This window comes from Klebsiella sp. K4 (genome assembly GCF_014596785.2).
GTDB lineage: Bacteria > Pseudomonadota > Gammaproteobacteria > Enterobacterales > Enterobacteriaceae > Klebsiella > Klebsiella pneumoniae.
Genome location: NZ_CP115021.1, coordinates 4,077,679 through 4,097,272, shown reverse-complemented (window position 1 = coordinate 4,097,272; position 19,594 = coordinate 4,077,679). Strand labels below are relative to the sequence as shown.

Genomic DNA, 19,594 nt, shown 5'->3' with positions numbered 1-19,594 from the left:
ACCAGAGCCAGTAAACGTGATACTTTTGAATGAAAATATCAGAACAATGCTAATTTTTTGTTGTTTTCTCCTAATGGAAGCGGTAAAAGCGGCTAACATTTAAATGGAGTGGCGGCATCTCAGCGTTGTCGGAGGAGAAAATTCATGATGATACGTGAACAGATCGAAGCAAAACTTAGAGCAGCGTTCGACCCGATGTATCTCGAAGTCGTGGATGAAAGTTATCGTCACAACGTCCCTGCGGGCTCTGAAAGTCATTTTAAAGTGGTGTTAGTGAGCGATCGCTTCACTGGCGAGCGTTTCCTCAATCGCCACCGTATGATCTACGGCACGCTAACCGAGGAGCTGTCGAATACGGTGCATGCCCTGGCGCTGCACACCTACACGATTAAAGAATGGGAAGCATTACAGGATACGGTATTTGCTTCGCCGCCGTGCCGCGGCGCAGGGAGTATCGCTTAGAAATCCCATTTGCAACCGCTGGCGCTTTTCCAGTATGTTGCTTGCAGATTTAGCAAAAACGGCCTACGGGCCGTTTTGTTTTGCCTGGAAAATGCGCAAAGTCAGCGCTTTTGCGGGCAAATTTGAGCGGGAAATGTGAAAAATGCCGCAGCATCAGGCGACAACCGTTCTCGACTCACAAAAGTGATGCCGCTATAATGCCGCGTCTTATATATGAATGTCTTCGGGATGATTCTGACGACAGGGAATGTGTTTCTGATTTGAAGAGGGCATCCCGGTTCTGCGAAGCCACCTACACGCGCTTCCAGAGTTGACCGAGCACTGTGATTTTTTTGAGGTAACAAGATGCAAGTTTCAGTTGAAACCACTCAGGGCCTTGGGCGCCGTGTAACGATTACTATCGCCGCTGACAGCATCGAGAATGCTGTCAAAAGCGAGCTGGTCAACGTAGCGAAAAAAGTTCGCATTGACGGCTTCCGTAAAGGCAAAGTGCCGATGAATATTGTTGCTCAGCGCTATGGCGCTTCCGTTCGCCAGGACGTGCTGGGCGACCTGATGAGCCGTCATTTCGTTGACGCGATCATCAAAGAAAAAATCAATCCGGCCGGCGCGCCGAACTACGTTCCGGGCGAATACAAACTGGGCGAAGACTTCACCTACGCGGTAGAGTTCGAAGTGTATCCGGAAGTTGAACTGCAGGGTCTGGACGCGATCGAAGTTGAAAAACCGGTTGTTGAAGTCACCGACGCTGACGTTGATACCATGCTGGAAACTCTGCGCAAGCAGCAGGCGACCTGGAAAGAAAAAGAAGGCGCGGTTGACGCTGAAGATCGCGTAACCATCGACTTCACCGGTTCTGTTGACGGCGAAGAGTTCGAAGGCGGCAAAGCCTCTGACTTCGTACTGGCGATGGGCCAGGGTCGCATGATCCCGGGCTTCGAAGACGGTATCAAAGGCCACAAAGCGGGTGAAGAGTTCACCATCGACGTGACCTTCCCGGAAGAGTACCACGCAGAAAACCTGAAAGGTAAAGCGGCTAAGTTCGTTATCAACCTGAAGAAAGTCGAAGAGCGTGAACTGCCTGAGCTGACCGAAGAGTTCATCAAACGTTTCGGCGTGGAAGATGGTTCCGTCGCTGGCCTGCGCGCTGAAGTGCGTAAAAATATGGAACGCGAGCTGAAAGGCGCTGTGCGTAACCGCGTGAAGTCTCAGGCTATCGAAGGTCTGGTTAAAGCCAACGAGATCGACGTTCCGGCTGCCCTGATCGACAGCGAAATCGACGTGCTGCGTCGTCAGGCTGCTCAGCGTTTCGGCGGCAATGAGAAACAGGCTCTGGAACTGCCGCGCGAGCTGTTCGAAGAGCAGGCTAAACGTCGCGTCGTTGTTGGTCTGCTGCTGGGCGAAGTGATCCGCACCAACGAGCTGAAAGCTGACGAAGAGCGCGTAAAAGCCCTGATCGAAGAGATGGCTTCTGCGTACGAAGATCCGTCTGAAGTCGTTGAGTTCTACAGCAAGAACAAAGAGCTGATGGACAACATGCGCAACGTGGCGCTGGAAGAGCAGGCTGTTGAAGCCGTGCTGGCGAAAGCCAAAGTGTCTGAAAAAGCCACTTCCTTCAACGAACTGATGAACCAGCAGGCGTAATTTCGCCGCTATCGTTTAAGGTTCGAGCAAAAACCCGTTGCCGAAAGGCGGCGGGTTTTTTTTTAAGATAATGATAGCCACAGGCACGGTGCGAAAACGCATTAACCATGATAGCGTTACAGCAAAAGCTTGTTATGCTTGAAATATGGCAACACCATCCCCATTACCGGGGGAGGCAACTGCATCCGCAATCGCACGCGTATTGAAGAGGCGGTGACGCATTCAGCGGATAGAAACTGTGGCTGATAATCCGTCCGTAAGGTTACAATCAGTGCAGCAGGTATTTTAAAATTACTCCAGGAGACGGAAATGTCATACAGTGGCGAACGAGACAACTTTGCACCCCATATGGCCCTGGTGCCGATGGTCATTGAACAGACCTCACGCGGTGAACGTTCTTTTGATATCTACTCCCGTCTGCTTAAGGAACGCGTCATTTTTCTGACCGGCCAGGTCGAAGACCACATGGCAAACCTGATCGTGGCGCAGATGCTGTTTCTGGAAGCGGAAAACCCGGAAAAAGACATTTACCTGTACATTAACTCTCCGGGCGGGGTAATCACCGCCGGGATGTCGATTTATGACACCATGCAGTTCATCAAGCCGGATGTCAGCACCATCTGTATGGGGCAGGCCGCTTCTATGGGCGCGTTCCTGCTGACCGCCGGGGCGAAAGGCAAGCGCTTCTGCCTGCCGAACTCCCGCGTGATGATCCACCAGCCGCTGGGCGGCTATCAGGGACAGGCGACGGATATTGAGATCCACGCCCGTGAAATCCTGAAGGTGAAAGGACGCATGAATGAGCTGATGGCGCATCATACCGGCCAGTCTCTTGAGCAGATTGAGCGTGACACCGAGCGTGACCGCTTCCTGTCTGCTGCGGAAGCCGTGGAGTACGGGCTGGTCGACTCTATTTTGACCCATCGTAATTGATGCCCAAGGCGCAAGGGTGCCGCTTTACGCTTCATCCTTCTCGCCACGTCTGTGCGAGCGGTTGGCTTTTATTCGGCCGCTTGTCTGGCAGGCTTGCGGCCGGTGGCTTCGCTACCGGCTCGATGTAGCGCGAAGGATTTTGTGTATATACTAATGAAGGGCGGCACAACGCTATATGGCGGCTTGCGCCTGAGAATGGCATTTGCGTCGTCGTGTGCGGCACAAAGAACTTAAAAAGAGGTTTGGACTCATGACAGATAAACGCAAAGATGGATCGGGCAAATTGTTGTATTGCTCTTTTTGCGGCAAAAGCCAGCATGAAGTGCGTAAGCTGATCGCCGGGCCATCCGTGTATATCTGCGACGAATGCGTTGATTTATGTAACGACATCATTCGCGAAGAGATTAAAGAAGTGGCGCCGCACCGCGAGCGCAGCGCGCTGCCGACGCCGCACGAGATTCGCCACCACCTTGATGACTACGTCATCGGTCAGGAACAGGCGAAGAAGGTGTTGGCGGTCGCGGTATACAACCACTACAAGCGTCTGCGCAATGGCGATACCAGCAATGGCGTAGAGCTGGGTAAAAGCAACATCCTGCTGATCGGGCCGACCGGTTCCGGTAAAACGCTGCTGGCGGAAACGCTGGCGCGCCTGCTGGATGTGCCGTTTACCATGGCAGACGCCACCACCCTGACCGAAGCCGGTTATGTGGGTGAGGACGTCGAAAATATCATTCAGAAACTGCTGCAGAAGTGTGATTACGACGTGCAGAAAGCGCAGCGCGGCATCGTTTATATCGACGAAATCGACAAAATTTCGCGTAAATCCGATAACCCGTCGATTACGCGCGACGTCTCAGGCGAAGGCGTGCAGCAGGCGCTGCTGAAGCTTATCGAAGGGACCGTTGCCGCCGTTCCGCCGCAGGGCGGGCGTAAACATCCGCAGCAGGAGTTCCTGCAGGTTGATACCTCCAAGATCCTGTTTATCTGCGGCGGCGCGTTCGCTGGCCTGGACAAAGTGATTTCCCACCGTGTGGAAACCGGCTCCGGCATTGGTTTTGGCGCGACGGTAAAAGCGAAGTCCGACAAAGCGAGCGAAGGGGAACTGCTGGCTCAGGTCGAGCCGGAAGATCTGATCAAGTTTGGTCTGATCCCGGAGTTCATCGGCCGTCTGCCGGTAGTGGCGACCCTGAACGAGCTGAGCGAAGAAGCCCTGATCCAGATCCTGAAAGAGCCGAAAAACGCCCTGACCAAGCAGTATCAGGCGCTGTTTAGCCTTGAAGGCGCAGAGCTCGAATTCCGCGACGAAGCGCTGGACGCTATCGCCAAGAAAGCGATGGCGCGTAAAACCGGCGCCCGTGGCCTGCGCTCAATTGTGGAAGCGGCGCTGCTGGATACCATGTATGACCTGCCTTCGATGGAAGATGTCGAAAAAGTGGTCATTGATGAGTCGGTTATCGCCGGTCAGAGCAAACCGCTGCTGATCTACGGCAAACCGGAAGCTCAGCAGGCATCTGGTGAATAATTAACCATTTCACTCAAGCAGTTAACAAAAAGGGGGGATTTTATCTCCCCTTTTATTTTTCCTGCATTCCCGCCGTTGAATGTGTGGAATACATCCCCATATACTGGATTACATATTAACGACGATGCAGTGGAGTGTGGCGTCGTCGGCTACCTGGCGGACTTTAAACTAAGAGAGAGCTCTATGAATCCTGAGCGTTCTGAACGCATTGAAATCCCCGTATTGCCATTGCGCGATGTGGTGGTTTATCCGCACATGGTCATACCCCTGTTCGTAGGGCGGGAAAAATCTATCCGTTGCCTCGAAGCGGCCATGGACCATGATAAAAAAATCATGCTGGTTGCGCAGAAAGAAGCGTCGACGGATGAGCCGGGTGTAAACGATCTTTTCACCGTTGGAACCGTGGCGTCTATTTTGCAGATGCTGAAGCTGCCGGACGGCACCGTGAAGGTGCTGGTCGAAGGGCTGCAGCGTGCTCGCATTTCTGCGCTGTCTGATAATGGCGAGCATTTCTCGGCGAAAGCGGAGTATCTCGACTCGCCGGCGATTGACGAACGCGAGCAGGAAGTGCTGGTTCGCACCGCTATCAGCCAGTTTGAAGGCTATATCAAGCTGAACAAGAAGATCCCACCGGAAGTGCTGACGTCGCTGAACAGCATCGACGATCCGGCGCGCCTGGCGGATACCATCGCGGCGCACATGCCGCTGAAGCTGGCTGACAAGCAGTCTGTGCTTGAGATGTCCGACGTTAACGAACGTCTGGAATATCTGATGGCGATGATGGAATCGGAAATCGATCTGCTGCAGGTTGAGAAGCGCATTCGCAACCGCGTCAAAAAGCAGATGGAGAAATCCCAGCGCGAGTACTATCTGAACGAGCAAATGAAAGCGATTCAGAAAGAACTCGGCGAGATGGACGACGCCCCGGACGAAAACGAAGCGCTGAAGCGTAAGATCGACGCGGCGAAAATGCCGAAAGAGGCGAAAGAAAAAACCGAAGCGGAACTGCAGAAGCTGAAGATGATGTCGCCGATGTCTGCGGAAGCGACCGTCGTGCGTGGCTACATCGACTGGATGGTGCAGGTGCCGTGGAATGCGCGCAGTAAGGTCAAAAAAGACCTGCGTCAGGCCCAGGAGATCCTCGATACCGATCACTATGGCCTGGAGCGCGTGAAGGATCGCATCCTTGAATATCTCGCGGTGCAGAGCCGGGTGAACAAAATCAAGGGGCCAATCCTTTGTCTGGTGGGACCGCCGGGGGTAGGTAAAACCTCGCTGGGTCAATCCATCGCCAAAGCGACCGGACGGAAATACGTTCGTATGGCGCTTGGCGGCGTGCGCGATGAAGCGGAAATCCGCGGTCATCGTCGGACCTACATTGGCTCGATGCCGGGCAAACTGATCCAGAAAATGGCGAAAGTGGGGGTCAAAAACCCGCTGTTCCTGTTGGACGAGATCGACAAAATGTCTTCCGACATGCGCGGCGACCCGGCTTCCGCGTTGCTTGAGGTGCTGGATCCGGAACAGAACGTGGCCTTTAACGACCACTACCTGGAAGTGGATTACGATCTCAGCGACGTGATGTTCGTGGCGACTTCCAACTCCATGAACATTCCGGCGCCGCTGCTGGACCGTATGGAAGTGATTCGTCTCTCCGGCTATACCGAAGATGAAAAACTGAACATCGCCAAACGTCATCTGCTGCCGAAGCAGATCGAACGTAACGCGCTGAAGAAAGGCGAGCTGACCGTCGACGATAGCGCCATTATCGGCATTATTCGTTACTACACGCGGGAAGCGGGGGTACGTAGCCTGGAGCGTGAAATCTCCAAGCTGTGCCGCAAGGCCGTTAAGCAACTGCTGCTGGATAAATCGCTGAAACACATCGAAATTAACGGTGAGAATCTGCATGATTATCTCGGCGTACAGCGCTTCGACTATGGCCGCGCCGATAGTGAGAACCGCGTCGGTCAGGTGACCGGTCTGGCGTGGACGGAAGTGGGCGGCGATCTGCTGACCATCGAAACCGCCTGCGTGCCGGGCAAAGGCAAGCTGACCTACACCGGCTCGCTGGGCGAGGTGATGCAGGAGTCGATTCAGGCTGCGCTGACGGTGGTACGTTCGCGGGCTGACAAGCTGGGCATTAACGCCGACTTCTACGAGAAGCGTGACATTCACGTGCACGTGCCGGAAGGGGCGACGCCTAAGGATGGTCCGAGCGCGGGTATTGCCATGTGCACGGCGCTGGTATCCTGCCTGACCGGTAACCCGGTACGCGCTGATGTGGCGATGACCGGTGAAATCACTCTGCGTGGTCAGGTGCTGCCGATCGGCGGTCTGAAGGAAAAACTGCTGGCGGCGCATCGCGGCGGCATTAAGACTGTTCTGATTCCTGATGAGAACAAACGCGACCTTGAAGAAATTCCGGATAACGTTATCGCCGATTTGGATATCCATCCGGTGAAACGAATCGAGGAAGTTCTGACACTTGCGCTGCAGAACGAACCGTTCGGCATGCAAGTTGTGACCGCGAAATAGTGATTCTGCGCAAATTGCGCTAATAAAAATAGGGCTGGTAAGTCATTTCGGACTTGCCAGCCTTTTTTTGTGTAGCTAACTTAGATCGCTGGCAGGGGGGTCATCGACAACTGCTGTTGTAAGGGCATGACAGTCCTGATATAACTGCTGCGCGGTCGCACTATGAAGGACTCAGGTGCGATATAAATTATAAAGAGAGGAAGAGAACAGTGAATAAATCTCAACTGATTGACAAAATTGCTGCGGGTGCGGACATTTCTAAAGCTGCAGCTGGACGTGCGTTAGATGCTTTAATCGCTTCTGTTACTGAATCTCTGCAGGCTGGGGATGACGTTGCGCTGGTAGGTTTTGGTACCTTTGCTGTTAAAGAACGTGCCGCCCGTACTGGTCGCAACCCGCAAACAGGTAAAGAAATTACTATCGCTGCCGCAAAAGTGCCGGGCTTCCGTGCTGGTAAAGCGCTGAAAGACGCGGTGAACTGATCGGCTTTCCCGTCAGGGAATGTGACGAAGTACAAGGGCGCATCGTGAGATGTGCCTTTTTTATTGCCTTTTCAGACCACTTTATGTGTGTTTATCGCCACTTGTGGGCTGACAATCACCCTGTTTTCTTGTCAAAATACGTCCTCACGCGCGGCGGCCATCACGTGCTATGCTGCGCGAGCTAAAGTCATCTACAGCGGAGCGTTGTTACACCATGATGGACAACCTACGCACGGCCGCCAACAGCGTCGTGCTCAAGATTATTTTCGGTATCATTATCGTCTCGTTCATTTTGACCGGGGTGAGTGGTTACCTGATTGGCGGTGGCAAAAACTATGCCGCAAAAGTGAATGGCCAGGAGATTGGCCGTGGGCAGTTTGAAAACGCCGTCGCCAGCGAACGTAACCGTATGCAGCAGCAGCTTGGCGATCAATTCTCCGAGCTGGCGGCGAACGAAAACTACATGAAAACCATGCGCCAGCAGGTGCTGAACCGCCTGATCGATGAGTCGCTTCTGGATCAGTATGCCCGCGAGCTGGGCCTCAGCATCAGCGATGAGCAGGTGAAGCAGGCGATCTTCCAGACCCAGGCGTTCCAGACGAACGGTAAGTTCGACAACCAGCGTTTCAGCGGTATTGTCGCCCAGATGGGGATGACCACCGATCAGTACGCCCAGGCGCTGCGTAACCAGCTGACCACGCAGCAGCTGATTAACGCCATTGCGGGTACCGACTTCATGCTGCCGGGCGAGTCCGATCAGCTGGCGGCGCTGGTATCTCAACAGCGGGTGGTCCGCGAAGCGACCATCAACGTAAATGCCCTGGCGGCAAAACAGACCGCCAGCGATGAGGAAATCAACGTCTTCTGGCAGCAGAATCAGGCCCGTTTTATGGCGCCGGAGCAGTTCCGCGTCAGCTACATCAAAATGGATGCCGCCAGCATGCAGGAGAGCGCCTCTGACGACGAGATTCAGTCATGGTACGACCAGCACAAGGATCAGTTCACTCAGCCGCAGCGCAGCCGCTACAGCGTGATTCAGACCAAAACTGAAGCCGATGCGAAAGCGGTACTGGCCGAGCTGCAAAAAGGAGCGGACTTCGCCACGCTGGCGAAAGAAAAATCGACCGATATTATCTCTGCCCGCAACGGTGGCGATATGGGGTGGATGGAAGATGCCTCTACCGTGCCTGAGCTGAAAGATGCCGGGCTGAAAGAGAAAGGCCAGCTGTCTGGAGTGATCAAATCCTCGGTTGGCTTCCTGGTAGCTCGTCTGGACGACGTCCAGCCGGCGCAGGTGAAGCCGCTGGCTGACGTGCGTAATGACATTGCGGCGAAAGTGAAGCAGGAAAAAGCGTTGGATGCTTACTACGCGCTGCAGCAGAAGGTGAGCGATGCGGCCAGCAACGATAATGAATCGCTGGCGAGCGCAGCGCAGGTCGCCGGGCTGAAGGTCGTAGAAACCGGCTGGTTTGGCCGCGATAACCTGCCGGAGGAGCTGAACTTTAAACCGGTCGCTGACGCTATTTTCAACGGCGGTCTGGTGGGTGAGAACGGCGCGCCGGGCAGCAACTCCGATATCATTACCGTTGACGGCGATCGCGCTTTTGTTCTGCGCATTAGCGAACACAAAGCCGAGGCGGTGAAGCCGCTGGCCGAAGTGAAGGCACAGGTTAGCGATATCGTTAAGCACAATAAAGCGGAACAGCAGGCGAAACTGGAGGCCGACAAGCTGCTGGCGGCGCTGAAAGACGGCAAAGGCGATGAAGCGATGAAGGCGGCTGGCCTGAGCTTTGGCGCGCCGCAGACGCTTTCTCGTACCGGCCAGGATCCGCTGAGCCAGCTGGCATTTACCCTGCCGCTGCCGCAGCAGGGTAAACCGGTCTACGGCGTGGGCAGCAATATGCAAGGCGATGTGGTGCTGGTAGCGCTGGATGAGGTGAAAGCCGGCAGCATGCCGGAAGAGCAGAAGAAGGCCATGGTTCAGGGGATCACCCAGAACAATGCCCAAATCGCTTTCGAAGCGCTGATGAGCAACCTGCGCAAGGCGGCGAAAATTAAGCTCGGCGACAGCATCGACCAGCAGCAGTAATTTCGCGTCGTCTCGCAAAAATGAGCAACACGATGTAATCCTCAAGGGCCGCTTTCGCGGCCCTTTCCATTTCTGTGATTTGCCTTTTGTCGACCATCCGCACTGACGCTATCGTGACCTTGCTGTCTACACACAAGGAGATATCAGCATGAAATATGGAATAAAAGCACTGATGGCCGCGGGCGTTCTGGTTTTTGCGGTAGGGGTACAGGGGGCGCTGGCGGCACCCGCCAGCGGCAAAGCGGCGGTGAATAAAGAAAATGTGCAGGCGTCCTCTTCGGCGAAGGCGGAAGCGGTGCCCGGCGAGTCTGACAACGGGGCGACAAAGGTCAGCATTAACCGCGCCAGCGCCGAACAGCTGGCGCAGGCGTTAAATGGCGTAGGATTGAAAAAAGCCCAGGCTATTGTCAGCTACCGCGAAGAGTACGGGCCGTTCAAAACCCTCGATGATCTGAAGCAGGTCCCGGGAATGGGGAGCGCGTTGGTGGAGCGCAATTTAGCCCATCTGACGCTGTAAATTTTATGCCAGACCTTGCACAGCGGTGATTTTTTGCCAGGATAAAGAGGTTGCATCAAGTGGTGTGACCTCTTACCTCATAAACAACAATAACAGAAAGGCATTAGTGCTATGCAGACACAAATTAAAGTTCGCGGCTATCATCTGGACGTCTACCAGCATGTGAACAACGCTCGCTACCTGGAGTTCCTTGAGGAAGCCCGCTGGGACGGCCTGGAAAACAGCCCCGCGTTTCAGTGGATGATGGAGAAAAACATCGCCTTCGTGGTGGTGAATATCAATATTAACTATCGTCGTCCGGCGGTACTGGGCGATGTGCTGACGGTGAGCAGCAAACTGGAGCAACTCAACGGCAAAAGCGGCACCCTAAGCCAGGTGGTCACCCTCAACCCCAATGGCGAAGTAGTGGCCGATGCGCTGATTACCTTCGTTTGTATCGATTTGAAAACCCAGAAGGCGCTGCCGCTGGAAGGGGAATTGCGTGCGAAACTTGACCAGATGAACCTGCGCTGACAACCGTCGTGCGAGTGGCGGGCCCACGGCAGGTGATGAACCCGTAGCCCCGGTAAGCATCGTGCCACCGGGGAATTTGAGCCAAAGCTCCGGTAAATCGATCCCCGAAGATTATGCCTGCGCCAGTCCGGTTTTTTGCTGCATCACCGCCATTACCCCGACCTTGTCCGCCAGATACTGGTTGAGTCCGTTTGCGCGCAGGTTACAGGCGGCGCACTGGCCGCAGCCATCGCCCTTAATGCCGTTGTAGCAGGTGAGGGTTTCCCGGCGCACCAGATCCAGCTGACCCCAGTAGTCGGCGAGCGCCCAGGTCTCGGCTTTATTCAGCCACATCAGCGGCGTCTCAAAGCGAATGTCTTTCGCCATCCCCAGGCTGACGGCGTGGTGCAGCGCTTTGACAAATTCATCGCGACAGTCCGGGTAGCCGGAGAAGTCGGTCTCGCACACGCCGGTGATGATGGCTTCGGCTTTTACCTGATAGGCGTAGATTGCCGTCAGGGTTAAAAACAGAATATTACGCCCGGGGACAAAGGTGTTGGGAATGCCCTCGGCATCAGGCTGATAGTCCGGTACCGGAATGTTATCGCGGGTCAGGCTGCTGACTGCCAGTTCGTTGAGCAGAGTGACGTCCAGCACTTTATGCGCGACGGCGCCCAGTTTCAGGGCGAGTTCGCGCGCAACGTCGATTTCCGCGCGGTGGCGTTGGCCATAATCAAAAGTGACGCAATGCACTTCATCATACTGTTGCAGAGCCTGCACCAGACAGGTGGTTGAATCTTGTCCTCCGCTGAAGACAACTACGGCGCGTTTCATGGCAATTCCTGACTAAATGAATAAAGGCGATATGGTAGCGCCAGACGCCCTCCATCACCAGCTCTCTCACGTCGACGAGGCCGGCAGCCAGGCGCTGGCGAAGTCGAACCAGCCCCGGGCGTTGAGGCGCAGACCATTGACCCCCGGTGGCGCGCTGATCCGATAGTTATACTTGAACAGCGGCGTCATGATGGCGTCTTCCATCAGGCTGTTAAATACGTTGCGCAGCGCATCGTTGCGGCTGCGAGCGTCGGGCTGAGACTGCACCGCGTCTAATGTCGCCTGCAGATGAGCATATTGCGCCCCGGTCAGCAAATTAGGCCACAGCATATCGCAGCGCAGCCACTGTTCCAGGGCGTACTCCGGCGCTTCGCCGATCAGACGGTCGCCCATCATCAGGTCGGCCTGCCCCAGATGCTGGCAGCCTTCCCAGTTTTTAGCGTCGTGAAACAGGAGCGTCAGCTCGCAGCCCAGCAGAGCTAGACGTTGCCTCAGCTGTTCGGCCATTGCATGTAGCTCGACCGGCAGATGATAGAGCAGGGTGAGCCTGGCCGGCAGCGGTACCGCGTTGTTTGCCAGTCCCTGCGGGATGGACCATCCCGGCAGCACCTCATGGCTTGGCGTAATCAAATCCTCCTCCAGCGGCAGCGTATCCAGTAGCGACGAGTGATGGATTATCGACACCAGCCGCTGGGCCTGCGCTTTGCTAAGCCGAGGGCTGTGGCGCAGGGTCAAATAGCAGAAGCCAAGGCTGATACGGTTGCTGACCTGACGCAGATTATGCAGTTCTTCGCGATCGCCGATGGTGATCTGCACCGGATGGCGGCAGCTGGTGCCGAGATCGCGGTCAAAGAGCTGAGGAGTGATCCAGTACTCCACCGCCTGGATCAGCGGATGCTGCAGGTGGTAGCGGGGATGGTTTTCCAGGCGGACGAGTTCCGGACTAAACCGCTTCAGGCGGAACGGTCCGCAGCCAATGGCCGGATCGTCGGGATGCGCCAGCACGCTGCAGTAGCTGGCGAGGCGGAACGGCAGCCAGTAGTCAGGGCGATGCAGGGTTATTGTTAAACACTGGGCATGGGTGACATCGATACGGCTGATGCTGGCGAAGAGGGTCCGCAAGGCGGGCAGCTCAAGCAGCAGCAGTAACCGCTGTCGCAACTGCGCGGTTTCCACCGTATCGCCATTGTGCCAGCACAGCGTGGAGCGGATATAAAAATGCCAGCGCAGGCCGTCCGGGGAGACCTGCCAGTGGTGCGCCAGATCGCCGATCGGCATATTGTCGCCTTCGTCGAAGCGCGTCAGCCCGGCATAGATTTGTCCGGCCAGATGCTGCTCGGCGCGGCCGGGGAGAAAGCCGGGACGCAGCGGCTCCAGCGGGCGATAGTAAGGAATACGCAGCGTGGGGGTATTGTTTTGCCACTGACCGCCGAGGAAGGGATGGAGCAGGGCTTTCAGCTCCACCGGGGCAAGCTGCGCCAGCTCCAGCGCGGTTTGTTGCTGACCGTTGTTCAGCGCCTGCTCCATCATCTCGTTGCGCAGACTTTCCGGGGTTTTGTGAAATGAGAGCTGTCCGCGTTTGCCGCGCCCGGAGCTGGCCTGCCAGCTTAGCCACCCGGCCTCCTGCGCCTGACGCAGCAGAGTACGGACGTGGCGCTCGCTGCAAAAACAGCGCTCCGCCAGTTCGCCGACGGTGACCTGCTGCGGCGCCCCGGCTGAGGGTTGCCACAATCGCTGGTACTGATTTAAACGGTGTAAGAGTCGCATGGGGGCCGTCGTCCACCGGGCCGCTGTAAACCCGGAACAATTAATAATATCTATTCACTATTACTTCCGTATATCCCAGGTGATACTGCAACACAAGCGAAGCCCATCACACATCGGGGAATATACCATGGCAAAACTGGCGGCATTTGATATGGACGGCACCCTGCTGATGCCGGACCATCGTCTTGGAGAAAAGACGCTTTCCGCGCTGAAACGGCTGCGTGAGCGCGATATCACCTTGACCTTCGCCACCGGCCGCCATGTACTGGAGATGCACCATGTGATTGGCGAATTTTCCCTTGATGCATTTCTGATCACCGGCAACGGGACGCGCATCCATTCGCTGGAAGGGGAGGAGCTTTATCGCCAGGATCTCGCTCCCGAAGCGGCGGAAGCGGTGCTGCACGGCAAATGGGATACCCAGGCCAGCATGCACGTCTTTAACGATGGCGGCTGGTTCACCGGCCAGGCAAGGCCTGAATTGTTGCAAGCGCATGTATTCAGCGGCTTTCACTATCAACTGTGCGATCTAAAGCGTATGTCGGCGCAGCATGTCACCAAGATCTGTTTCTGCGGCGATCATGACGATTTGCGCCGTCTGCGGATCCAGCTGAATGAGACGCTGGGCGATCGCGCATTTCTCTGCTTCTCGGCAATGGACTGTCTGGAGGTGCTGCCGGTTGGCTGCAATAAAGGCGCGGCGCTGGCGGTGCTCAGCCAGCATTTAGGCTTCACCCTGCAGGAGTGCATGGCCTTCGGCGATGCGATGAACGACCGCGAGATGCTGGGCAGCGTTGGGCGGGGGTTCATCATGGGCAACGCGATGCCGCAGCTGAAAGCCGAGCTGCCGCATCTGCCGGTAATTGGCGACTGCCGGAATCAGGCAGTCTCCCATTTTTTAACTCATTGGCTGGATAATCCTGATCTTCCTTATTCCCCCGAATAGAGAGACCCTTCCAGCAAGCCAGATAGGCTTCTATCTGGCTTTTTTTATCGCCTTTCGACCAGACCGGCGATCTCCGCCTGCCAGGGCGCAATATCGCCGATATTGTCCGCCACCCACTGCGGGTTGTAATAGCTTTCCAGGTAACGCTCGCCGCTGTCGCACAGGAGTGTCACTATCGAGCCGGTGCGACCTTCTTCGCGCATCCGCGCGGCCAGCTGCAATACGCCCCACATATTGGTGCCGGTCGAGGCGCCGACCTTGCGCCCAAGCTGCGTTTCCAGCCACAGGGCGGTGGCTACGCTCGCCGCATCCGGCACGCGCAGCATCTCATCGACAACGTCGGGAATAAACGACGGCTCGACGCGCGGCCGTCCTATGCCTTCAATTTTGCTGCCGACCGGGCTGCGCAGGCTGGCGTCGCGGGTCTGCCAGTAATCGAGGAACACCGAATTCTGCGGATCAACGACCATCAGCTGCGTCTCGTAGCCCTGGCTGCGAATATAGCGGCCAATGGTCGCTGAGGTGCCGCCGGTGCCGGCGCTCATGACGATCCATGACGGCTGCGGGTGCGGCTCATGGCTCATCTGGCGGAAAATACTGTCGGCGATATTGTTGTTGCCGCGCCAGTCGGTGGCCCGCTCGGCGAAGGTAAACTGATCCATATAATGGCCGTTCAGCTCGCGGGCCAGCGTTTCGGAAGCCGCGTAGATTTCGCCGGCGCTCTGCACAAAATGACAGCGTCCGCCGTAGAACTCGATCTGTTCGATTTTGCGCTTGGCGGTGCAGGAGGGCATCACAGCGATAAACGGCAGCCCCAGCAGGCGGGCGAAATAGGCCTCCGAAACGGCGGTTGACCCTGAGGAGGACTCTATAATTGGCGTGCCTTCTTTGATCCAGCCGTTGCACAAGCCATAGAGAAACAGCGACCGCGCCAGGCGATGCTTCAGGCTGCCGGTGGGGTGGGTGCTTTCATCTTTCAGATACAGGTGGATGCCCGGAAAAGCGGGCAGCGGCAGACGGATCAGGTGCGTGTCGGCGGAGCGCTGATAGTCAGCGTTGATTTCGCTAATGGCATGTTTAACCCAGGCGCTATTCATCGTGATTTCCTGTTTGTCATTTTGTGCCTAGCTTAGCGGAAAGCGCAGGAAAAATTGTTGCCATTTAACCTGTGGATTACCATTATGAGAGCAAAATTTTCTCTGAGGATGCCCAATGCTAGATAAAATTGACCGTAAGCTGCTGGCGCTACTGCAGGAAGATTGCACCCTCTCTTTGCAGGCGCTGGCCGATGCCGTTAATCTGACCACCACGCCCTGCTGGAAACGCCTGAAACGGCTCGAAGACGAGGGCATTCTCCGCGGGCGCGTCGCCCTGTTGGACGCGGAAAAGGTGGGGCTGGGGCTGACGGCGTTCGTCCTGATCAAGACTCAGCATCATAGCAGCGACTGGTACTGTCAGTTCGTGAGCGAAGTGACGCAGATGGCGGAAGTGCTCGGCTTCTGGCGGATGGCGGGGGAGTATGACTACCTGCTACGGGTGCAGGTGGCTGATATGAAACGCTATGACGACTTTTATAAACGTTTAGTGAACAGTGTGCCTGGTCTGTCGGATGTCACTTCGAGTTTTGCCATGGAACAGATAAAATATACCACCGCCTTGCCTGTCGAATAACGGTATTGCGCCGTAACCCATTACAAAATCAGGATTTTATTGCTTGCGATTATTTGCTCAACTCAGCTGGTACTTCCGCCGGGAGTGGCGCCGCTATCTTGGCGCAATTGCCCTGCTGGTCATTATTGCCGTCCTGCAGCTTATTCCACCGAAGGTGGTGGGCATTGTGGTCGACGGCGTGACGCAACAGCATTACACCGCGGAGAAGGTGTGGATGTGGATCGGCGCGCTGGTGCTGATCGCGGTGATGGTCTACCTGCTGCGCTATGTCTGGCGCGTGCTGTTGTTCGGTGCTTCTTACCAGTTGGCGGTTGAGCTGCGGGAAGATTTTTACCGGCAACTGAGCCGCCAGCATCCGGCGTTCTATTTGCGCCATCGCACCGGGGATCTTATCGCCCGCGCCACCAATGACGTGGACCGGGTGGTGTTTGCCGCTGGCGAAGGAGTATTAACCCTGGTGGATTCCCTGGTGATGGGCTGTGCGGTATTGATTGTGATGTCGACGCAGATTAGCTGGCAGCTTACTCTGCTGGCGCTGCTGCCGATGCCGCTGATGGCCCTGGCGATCAAACGCAACGGCGATGCGCTTCACGAACGTTTTCGCGTTGCTCAGGCGGCCTTTTCCAGCCTCAACGATCGCACGCAGGAGAGCCTGACCAGCATCCGCATGATTAAGGCGTTTGGGCTGGAGGATCGCCAGTCGGCGCAGTTTGCTGCCGATGCTGCCGATACCGGCGCGAAAAACATGCGCGTGGCGCGCATTGACGCCCGCTTCGACCCCACCATCTATATCGCCATCGGGGCCGCTAACCTGCTGGCCATCGGCGGCGGCAGCTGGATGGTGATCCACGGCAGCCTGACCCTGGGCCAGCTGACCAGCTTCGTGATGTATCTTGGCCTGATGATCTGGCCGATGCTGGCGCTGGCGTGGATGTTTAACATCGTGGAGCGCGGTAGCGCGGCCTATGGTCGTATCCGCACGATGCTTGAAGAGGCGCCGGCGGTGGATGACGGGACCGAGGCGGTGCCGGCAGGCCGTGGCGTCCTGCAGGTTGCTATTCGCGATTTCATCTATCCGCAGGCGAGCAAACCTTCGCTGGAGCAGGTAAATTTTACTCTCCAGCCGGGGCAAATGCTGGGCATCTGCGGGCCGACGGGCGCCGGCAAAAGCACCATTCTGGCGCTGCTGCAGCGCCATTTTGACGTCACTCACGGCGAGATCCGCTTTCACGATCTGCCGCTGCCGATTCTGCAGCTCGACAGCTGGCGCGCCCGGTTGGCGGTGGTCAATCAGACGCCATTTTTATTCTCCGATACCGTCGCCAATAATATCGCGCTGGGAAAACCGGACGCGACGCAGGCGCAGATTGAGCGGGTTGCACAACTGGCCAGCGTGCATGACGACATTCTGCGTCTGCCTCAGGGCTACGAGACCGAAGTGGGCGAGCGCGGCGTGATGCTCTCCGGCGGCCAGAAACAGCGCATCTCGATTGCTCGCGCCCTGCTGCTGGAGGCCGAAATTTTGATCCTCGACGATGCCTTATCGGCGGTGGATGGCCGCACCGAGCACCAGATCCTGCATAACCTGCGCCAGTGGGGGGAGGGGCGGACGGTCATTATCAGCGCCCACCGCCTGTCGGCGCTCACCGAGGCCAGTGAAATTTTGGTACTGCAGCATGGGCATATTGCCCAGCGCGGCCGCCACGAGGCGCTGGCCGTGCAGCCCGGCTGGTACCGCGACATGTATCGATATCAGCAGCTGGAGGCCGCGCTCGACGAGGTTCCGCAGACGCAAGAGGAGGCCCTGGATGCGTAGCTTTACCGAACTCTGGCCGACGCTTAAACGCCTGCTGGCCTATGGTTCACCGTGGCGCAAGCCGTTGGCCATCGCGGTGGCGATGATGTGGATTGCGGCGGCGGCGGAAGTGAGCGGCCCGCTGCTTATCAGCTATTTCATCGACAACATGGTGGCGAAACATACGCTGCCGCTGAAGCTGGTGGCCGGCCTGGCGGTAGCCTATATCGGCCTGCAGCTGCTGGCGGCGCTCCTGCACTATAACCAGTCGCTGCTGTTTAACCGCGCCGCGGTCGGCGTCGTCCAGCAGTTGCGCAGCGACGTGATGGATGCCGCCCTGCATCAGCCGCTCAGCGAGTTTGATACCCAGCCGGTTGGGCAGCTTATCTCACGGGTAACCAACGATACGGAAGTCATTCGCGATCTGTACGTGACGGTGGTGGCTACGGTACTGCGCAGCGCAGCGCTGATCGGCGCGATGCTGGTGGCGATGTTTAGCCTCGACTGGCGGATGGCGCTGGTGGCGATCGCGATTTTCCCGGCGGTGCTGATCGTGATGATTATCTATCAGCGCTATAGCACGCCGATCGTGCGGCGGGTGCGCGCCTGGCTTGCCGACATCAACGATGGCTTCAACGAAGTGATCAACGGCATGGGCGTCATCCAGCAGTTCCGCCAGCAGGCGCGCTTTGGCGAACGGATGCGCGAGGCCAGCTATGCCCACTATCTGGCGCGGATGCAGACGCTGCGCCTGGACGGTTTTCTGCTGCGCCCGCTGCTGAGCCTTTTTTCCTCGCTGGTGCTGTGCGGGCTGCTGATGCTGTTCGGCTTTAGCGCGGTGGGCACGATCGAGGTTGGGGTCCTGTACGCGTTTATCAGCTATCTTGGACGCCTTAACGAGCCGCTTATCGAGCTGACCACCCAGCAGTCGATGCTGCAGCAGGCGGTGGTCGCCGGCGAGCGCGTTTTCGAGCTGATGGATCGCCCGCGCCAGGCGTGGGGTACGGATGACGCGCCGCTGAGCAGCGGTCGGGTGGAAATTGACCATCTCTCCTTTGCTTACCGGGGGGACCGTCTGGTTCTCCAGGATATCACGCTGGATATTCCCTCCCGCAGCTTCGTGGCGCTGGTCGGACATACCGGCAGCGGAAAAAGTACCCTCGCCAGTCTGATGATGGGCTATTACCCGTTAACCCACGGCGAGATCCGCATCGATGGTCGACCGCTCGCATCCCTCAGCCACAGCGCGTTGCGTCGGGGCATCGCGATGGTGCAACAGGATCCCGTAGTGCTGGCGGATACCTTCTACGCCAACGTCGCGCTGGGCCGGGACATCAGTGAGGCGCAGGTTTGGGAAGCGCTGGAGGCGGTGCAGCTGGCGGCGGTGGCGCGCAGCATGAGCGATGGGCTGTACACCCAACTGGGCGAGCAGGGCAATAATCTCTCCGTCGGGCAGAAGCAGCTGCTGGCGCTGGCTCGCGTGCTGGTGGACACCCCGCAGGTACTGATTCTGGATGAGGCGACGGCAAACATCGACTCCGGTACCGAGCAGGCGATCCAGCAGGCGCTGGCGAAGGTCCGCCAGCATACCACCCTCGTGGTTATTGCCCATCGGCTGTCGACCATTGTGGAGGCCGATACCATCCTGGTTCTGCATCGAGGTCAGGCTGTCGAGCGGGGCACCCATCAGCAGCTGCTGGCGGCGAAAGGCCGCTACTGGCAGATGTATCAGCTGCAGCTGGCCGGCGAAGAGCTGGCGGCCAGCGCCAGAGAGGAGTCGCTCAGCGCCTGATGCACCACCAGCAGGCAGGGAACGCTGGGCGGCCTGCCATGGTGCAAAAACGTTACATCAAATGCACCGTTGTGGTGCATTTTTGCGCGCCAGGCGCCGTTGCGCAG

At 57.1% G+C, this 19,594-nt stretch carries 16 protein-coding genes; 13 read left to right on the top strand and 3 right to left on the bottom strand.

The window, feature by feature from the left end:
• Positions 1-144: 144 nt before the first annotated feature.
• The 9 genes from bolA to IB144_RS20270 all read left to right on the top strand — a co-directional run bounded on the left by bolA (position 145) and on the right by IB144_RS20270 (position 10,703).
• Entirely contained in the window at positions 145-462 is a 318-nt protein-coding gene (bolA, locus tag IB144_RS20310) for a transcriptional regulator BolA (RefSeq protein WP_002891649.1), read from the top strand.
• 345 nt (positions 463-807) lie between these two features.
• Positions 808-2,106, top strand: coding sequence for a trigger factor (tig, locus tag IB144_RS20305; protein WP_004147333.1), 1,299 nt, complete (start codon positions 808-810; stop codon positions 2,104-2,106).
• A gap of 309 nt (positions 2,107-2,415) precedes the next feature.
• Complete coding sequence (gene clpP, locus IB144_RS20300) at positions 2,416-3,039, top strand: ATP-dependent Clp endopeptidase proteolytic subunit ClpP (RefSeq protein WP_002891804.1); 624 nt, start codon at positions 2,416-2,418, stop codon at positions 3,037-3,039.
• Between the two features lie 250 nt (positions 3,040-3,289).
• The gene (clpX, locus tag IB144_RS20295; protein ID WP_002891807.1) at positions 3,290-4,564 is read left to right on the top strand and encodes an ATP-dependent protease ATP-binding subunit ClpX; all 1,275 of its coding nucleotides are present in this window, start codon (positions 3,290-3,292) and stop codon (positions 4,562-4,564) included.
• 183 nt (positions 4,565-4,747) lie between these two features.
• Positions 4,748-7,102, top strand: a complete 2,355-nt coding sequence (lon, locus tag IB144_RS20290; protein ID WP_004151336.1) for an endopeptidase La — start codon at positions 4,748-4,750, stop codon at positions 7,100-7,102.
• Between the two features lie 209 nt (positions 7,103-7,311).
• A complete protein-coding gene (hupB, locus tag IB144_RS20285; protein ID WP_002444653.1) occupies positions 7,312-7,584 on the top strand; it encodes a nucleoid-associated protein HU-beta in 273 nt (90 codons plus the stop codon).
• 214 nt (positions 7,585-7,798) lie between these two features.
• Positions 7,799-9,673 (top strand): peptidylprolyl isomerase, encoded by a 1,875-nt coding sequence (gene ppiD, locus IB144_RS20280; RefSeq protein WP_020316524.1) that lies wholly within the window; start codon positions 7,799-7,801, stop codon positions 9,671-9,673.
• A gap of 148 nt (positions 9,674-9,821) precedes the next feature.
• Entirely contained in the window at positions 9,822-10,190 is a 369-nt protein-coding gene (locus tag IB144_RS20275; protein WP_004144680.1) for a helix-hairpin-helix domain-containing protein, read from the top strand.
• 111 nt (positions 10,191-10,301) lie between these two features.
• Positions 10,302-10,703 (top strand): YbgC/FadM family acyl-CoA thioesterase, encoded by a 402-nt coding sequence (locus IB144_RS20270; RefSeq protein ID WP_002891860.1) that lies wholly within the window; start codon positions 10,302-10,304, stop codon positions 10,701-10,703.
• A gap of 111 nt (positions 10,704-10,814) precedes the next feature.
• On the opposite strand, the gene queC is transcribed toward IB144_RS20270, so the two are convergent.
• Together queC and IB144_RS20260 are read right to left on the bottom strand one after the other, a co-directional pair.
• Entirely contained in the window at positions 10,815-11,516 is a 702-nt protein-coding gene (gene queC / locus IB144_RS20265; RefSeq protein WP_002891863.1) for a 7-cyano-7-deazaguanine synthase QueC, read from the bottom strand.
• A 66-nt stretch (positions 11,517-11,582) separates the two neighbouring features.
• The gene (locus IB144_RS20260; protein ID WP_048289052.1) at positions 11,583-13,283 is read right to left on the bottom strand and encodes an SgrR family transcriptional regulator; all 1,701 of its coding nucleotides are present in this window, start codon (positions 13,281-13,283) and stop codon (positions 11,583-11,585) included.
• Positions 13,284-13,410: 127 nt separating this feature from the next.
• Between IB144_RS20260 and cof the strand changes: the two genes are divergently transcribed.
• Positions 13,411-14,229 carry an HMP-PP phosphatase gene (gene cof / locus IB144_RS20255; RefSeq protein WP_004151335.1) on the top strand — a complete coding sequence of 273 codons (819 nt, stop codon included), beginning with the start codon at positions 13,411-13,413 and terminating at the stop codon, positions 14,227-14,229.
• A 44-nt stretch (positions 14,230-14,273) separates the two neighbouring features.
• On the opposite strand, the gene IB144_RS20250 is transcribed toward cof, so the two are convergent.
• Positions 14,274-15,326 carry a PLP-dependent cysteine synthase family protein gene (locus tag IB144_RS20250; protein WP_002891871.1) on the bottom strand — a complete coding sequence of 351 codons (1,053 nt, stop codon included), beginning with the start codon at positions 15,324-15,326 and terminating at the stop codon, positions 14,274-14,276.
• Positions 15,327-15,441: 115 nt separating this feature from the next.
• Between IB144_RS20250 and IB144_RS20245 the strand changes: the two genes are divergently transcribed.
• The 3 genes from IB144_RS20245 to IB144_RS20235 are packed head-to-tail and all read left to right on the top strand — an operon-like array spanning position 15,442 to position 19,487.
• The gene (locus tag IB144_RS20245; protein ID WP_002891873.1) at positions 15,442-15,900 is read left to right on the top strand and encodes an Lrp/AsnC family transcriptional regulator; all 459 of its coding nucleotides are present in this window, start codon (positions 15,442-15,444) and stop codon (positions 15,898-15,900) included.
• A 43-nt stretch (positions 15,901-15,943) separates the two neighbouring features.
• On the top strand, positions 15,944-17,716 hold the full coding sequence (locus tag IB144_RS20240) for a SmdA family multidrug ABC transporter permease/ATP-binding protein (RefSeq protein WP_004147344.1): 1,773 nt from the start codon (positions 15,944-15,946) through the stop codon (positions 17,714-17,716).
• Positions 17,709-19,487, top strand: coding sequence for a SmdB family multidrug efflux ABC transporter permease/ATP-binding protein (locus tag IB144_RS20235; RefSeq protein ID WP_002891880.1), 1,779 nt, complete (start codon positions 17,709-17,711; stop codon positions 19,485-19,487). The genes IB144_RS20240 and IB144_RS20235 overlap by 8 nt, the downstream gene beginning before the upstream one ends.
• Positions 19,488-19,594 lie beyond the last annotated feature (107 nt).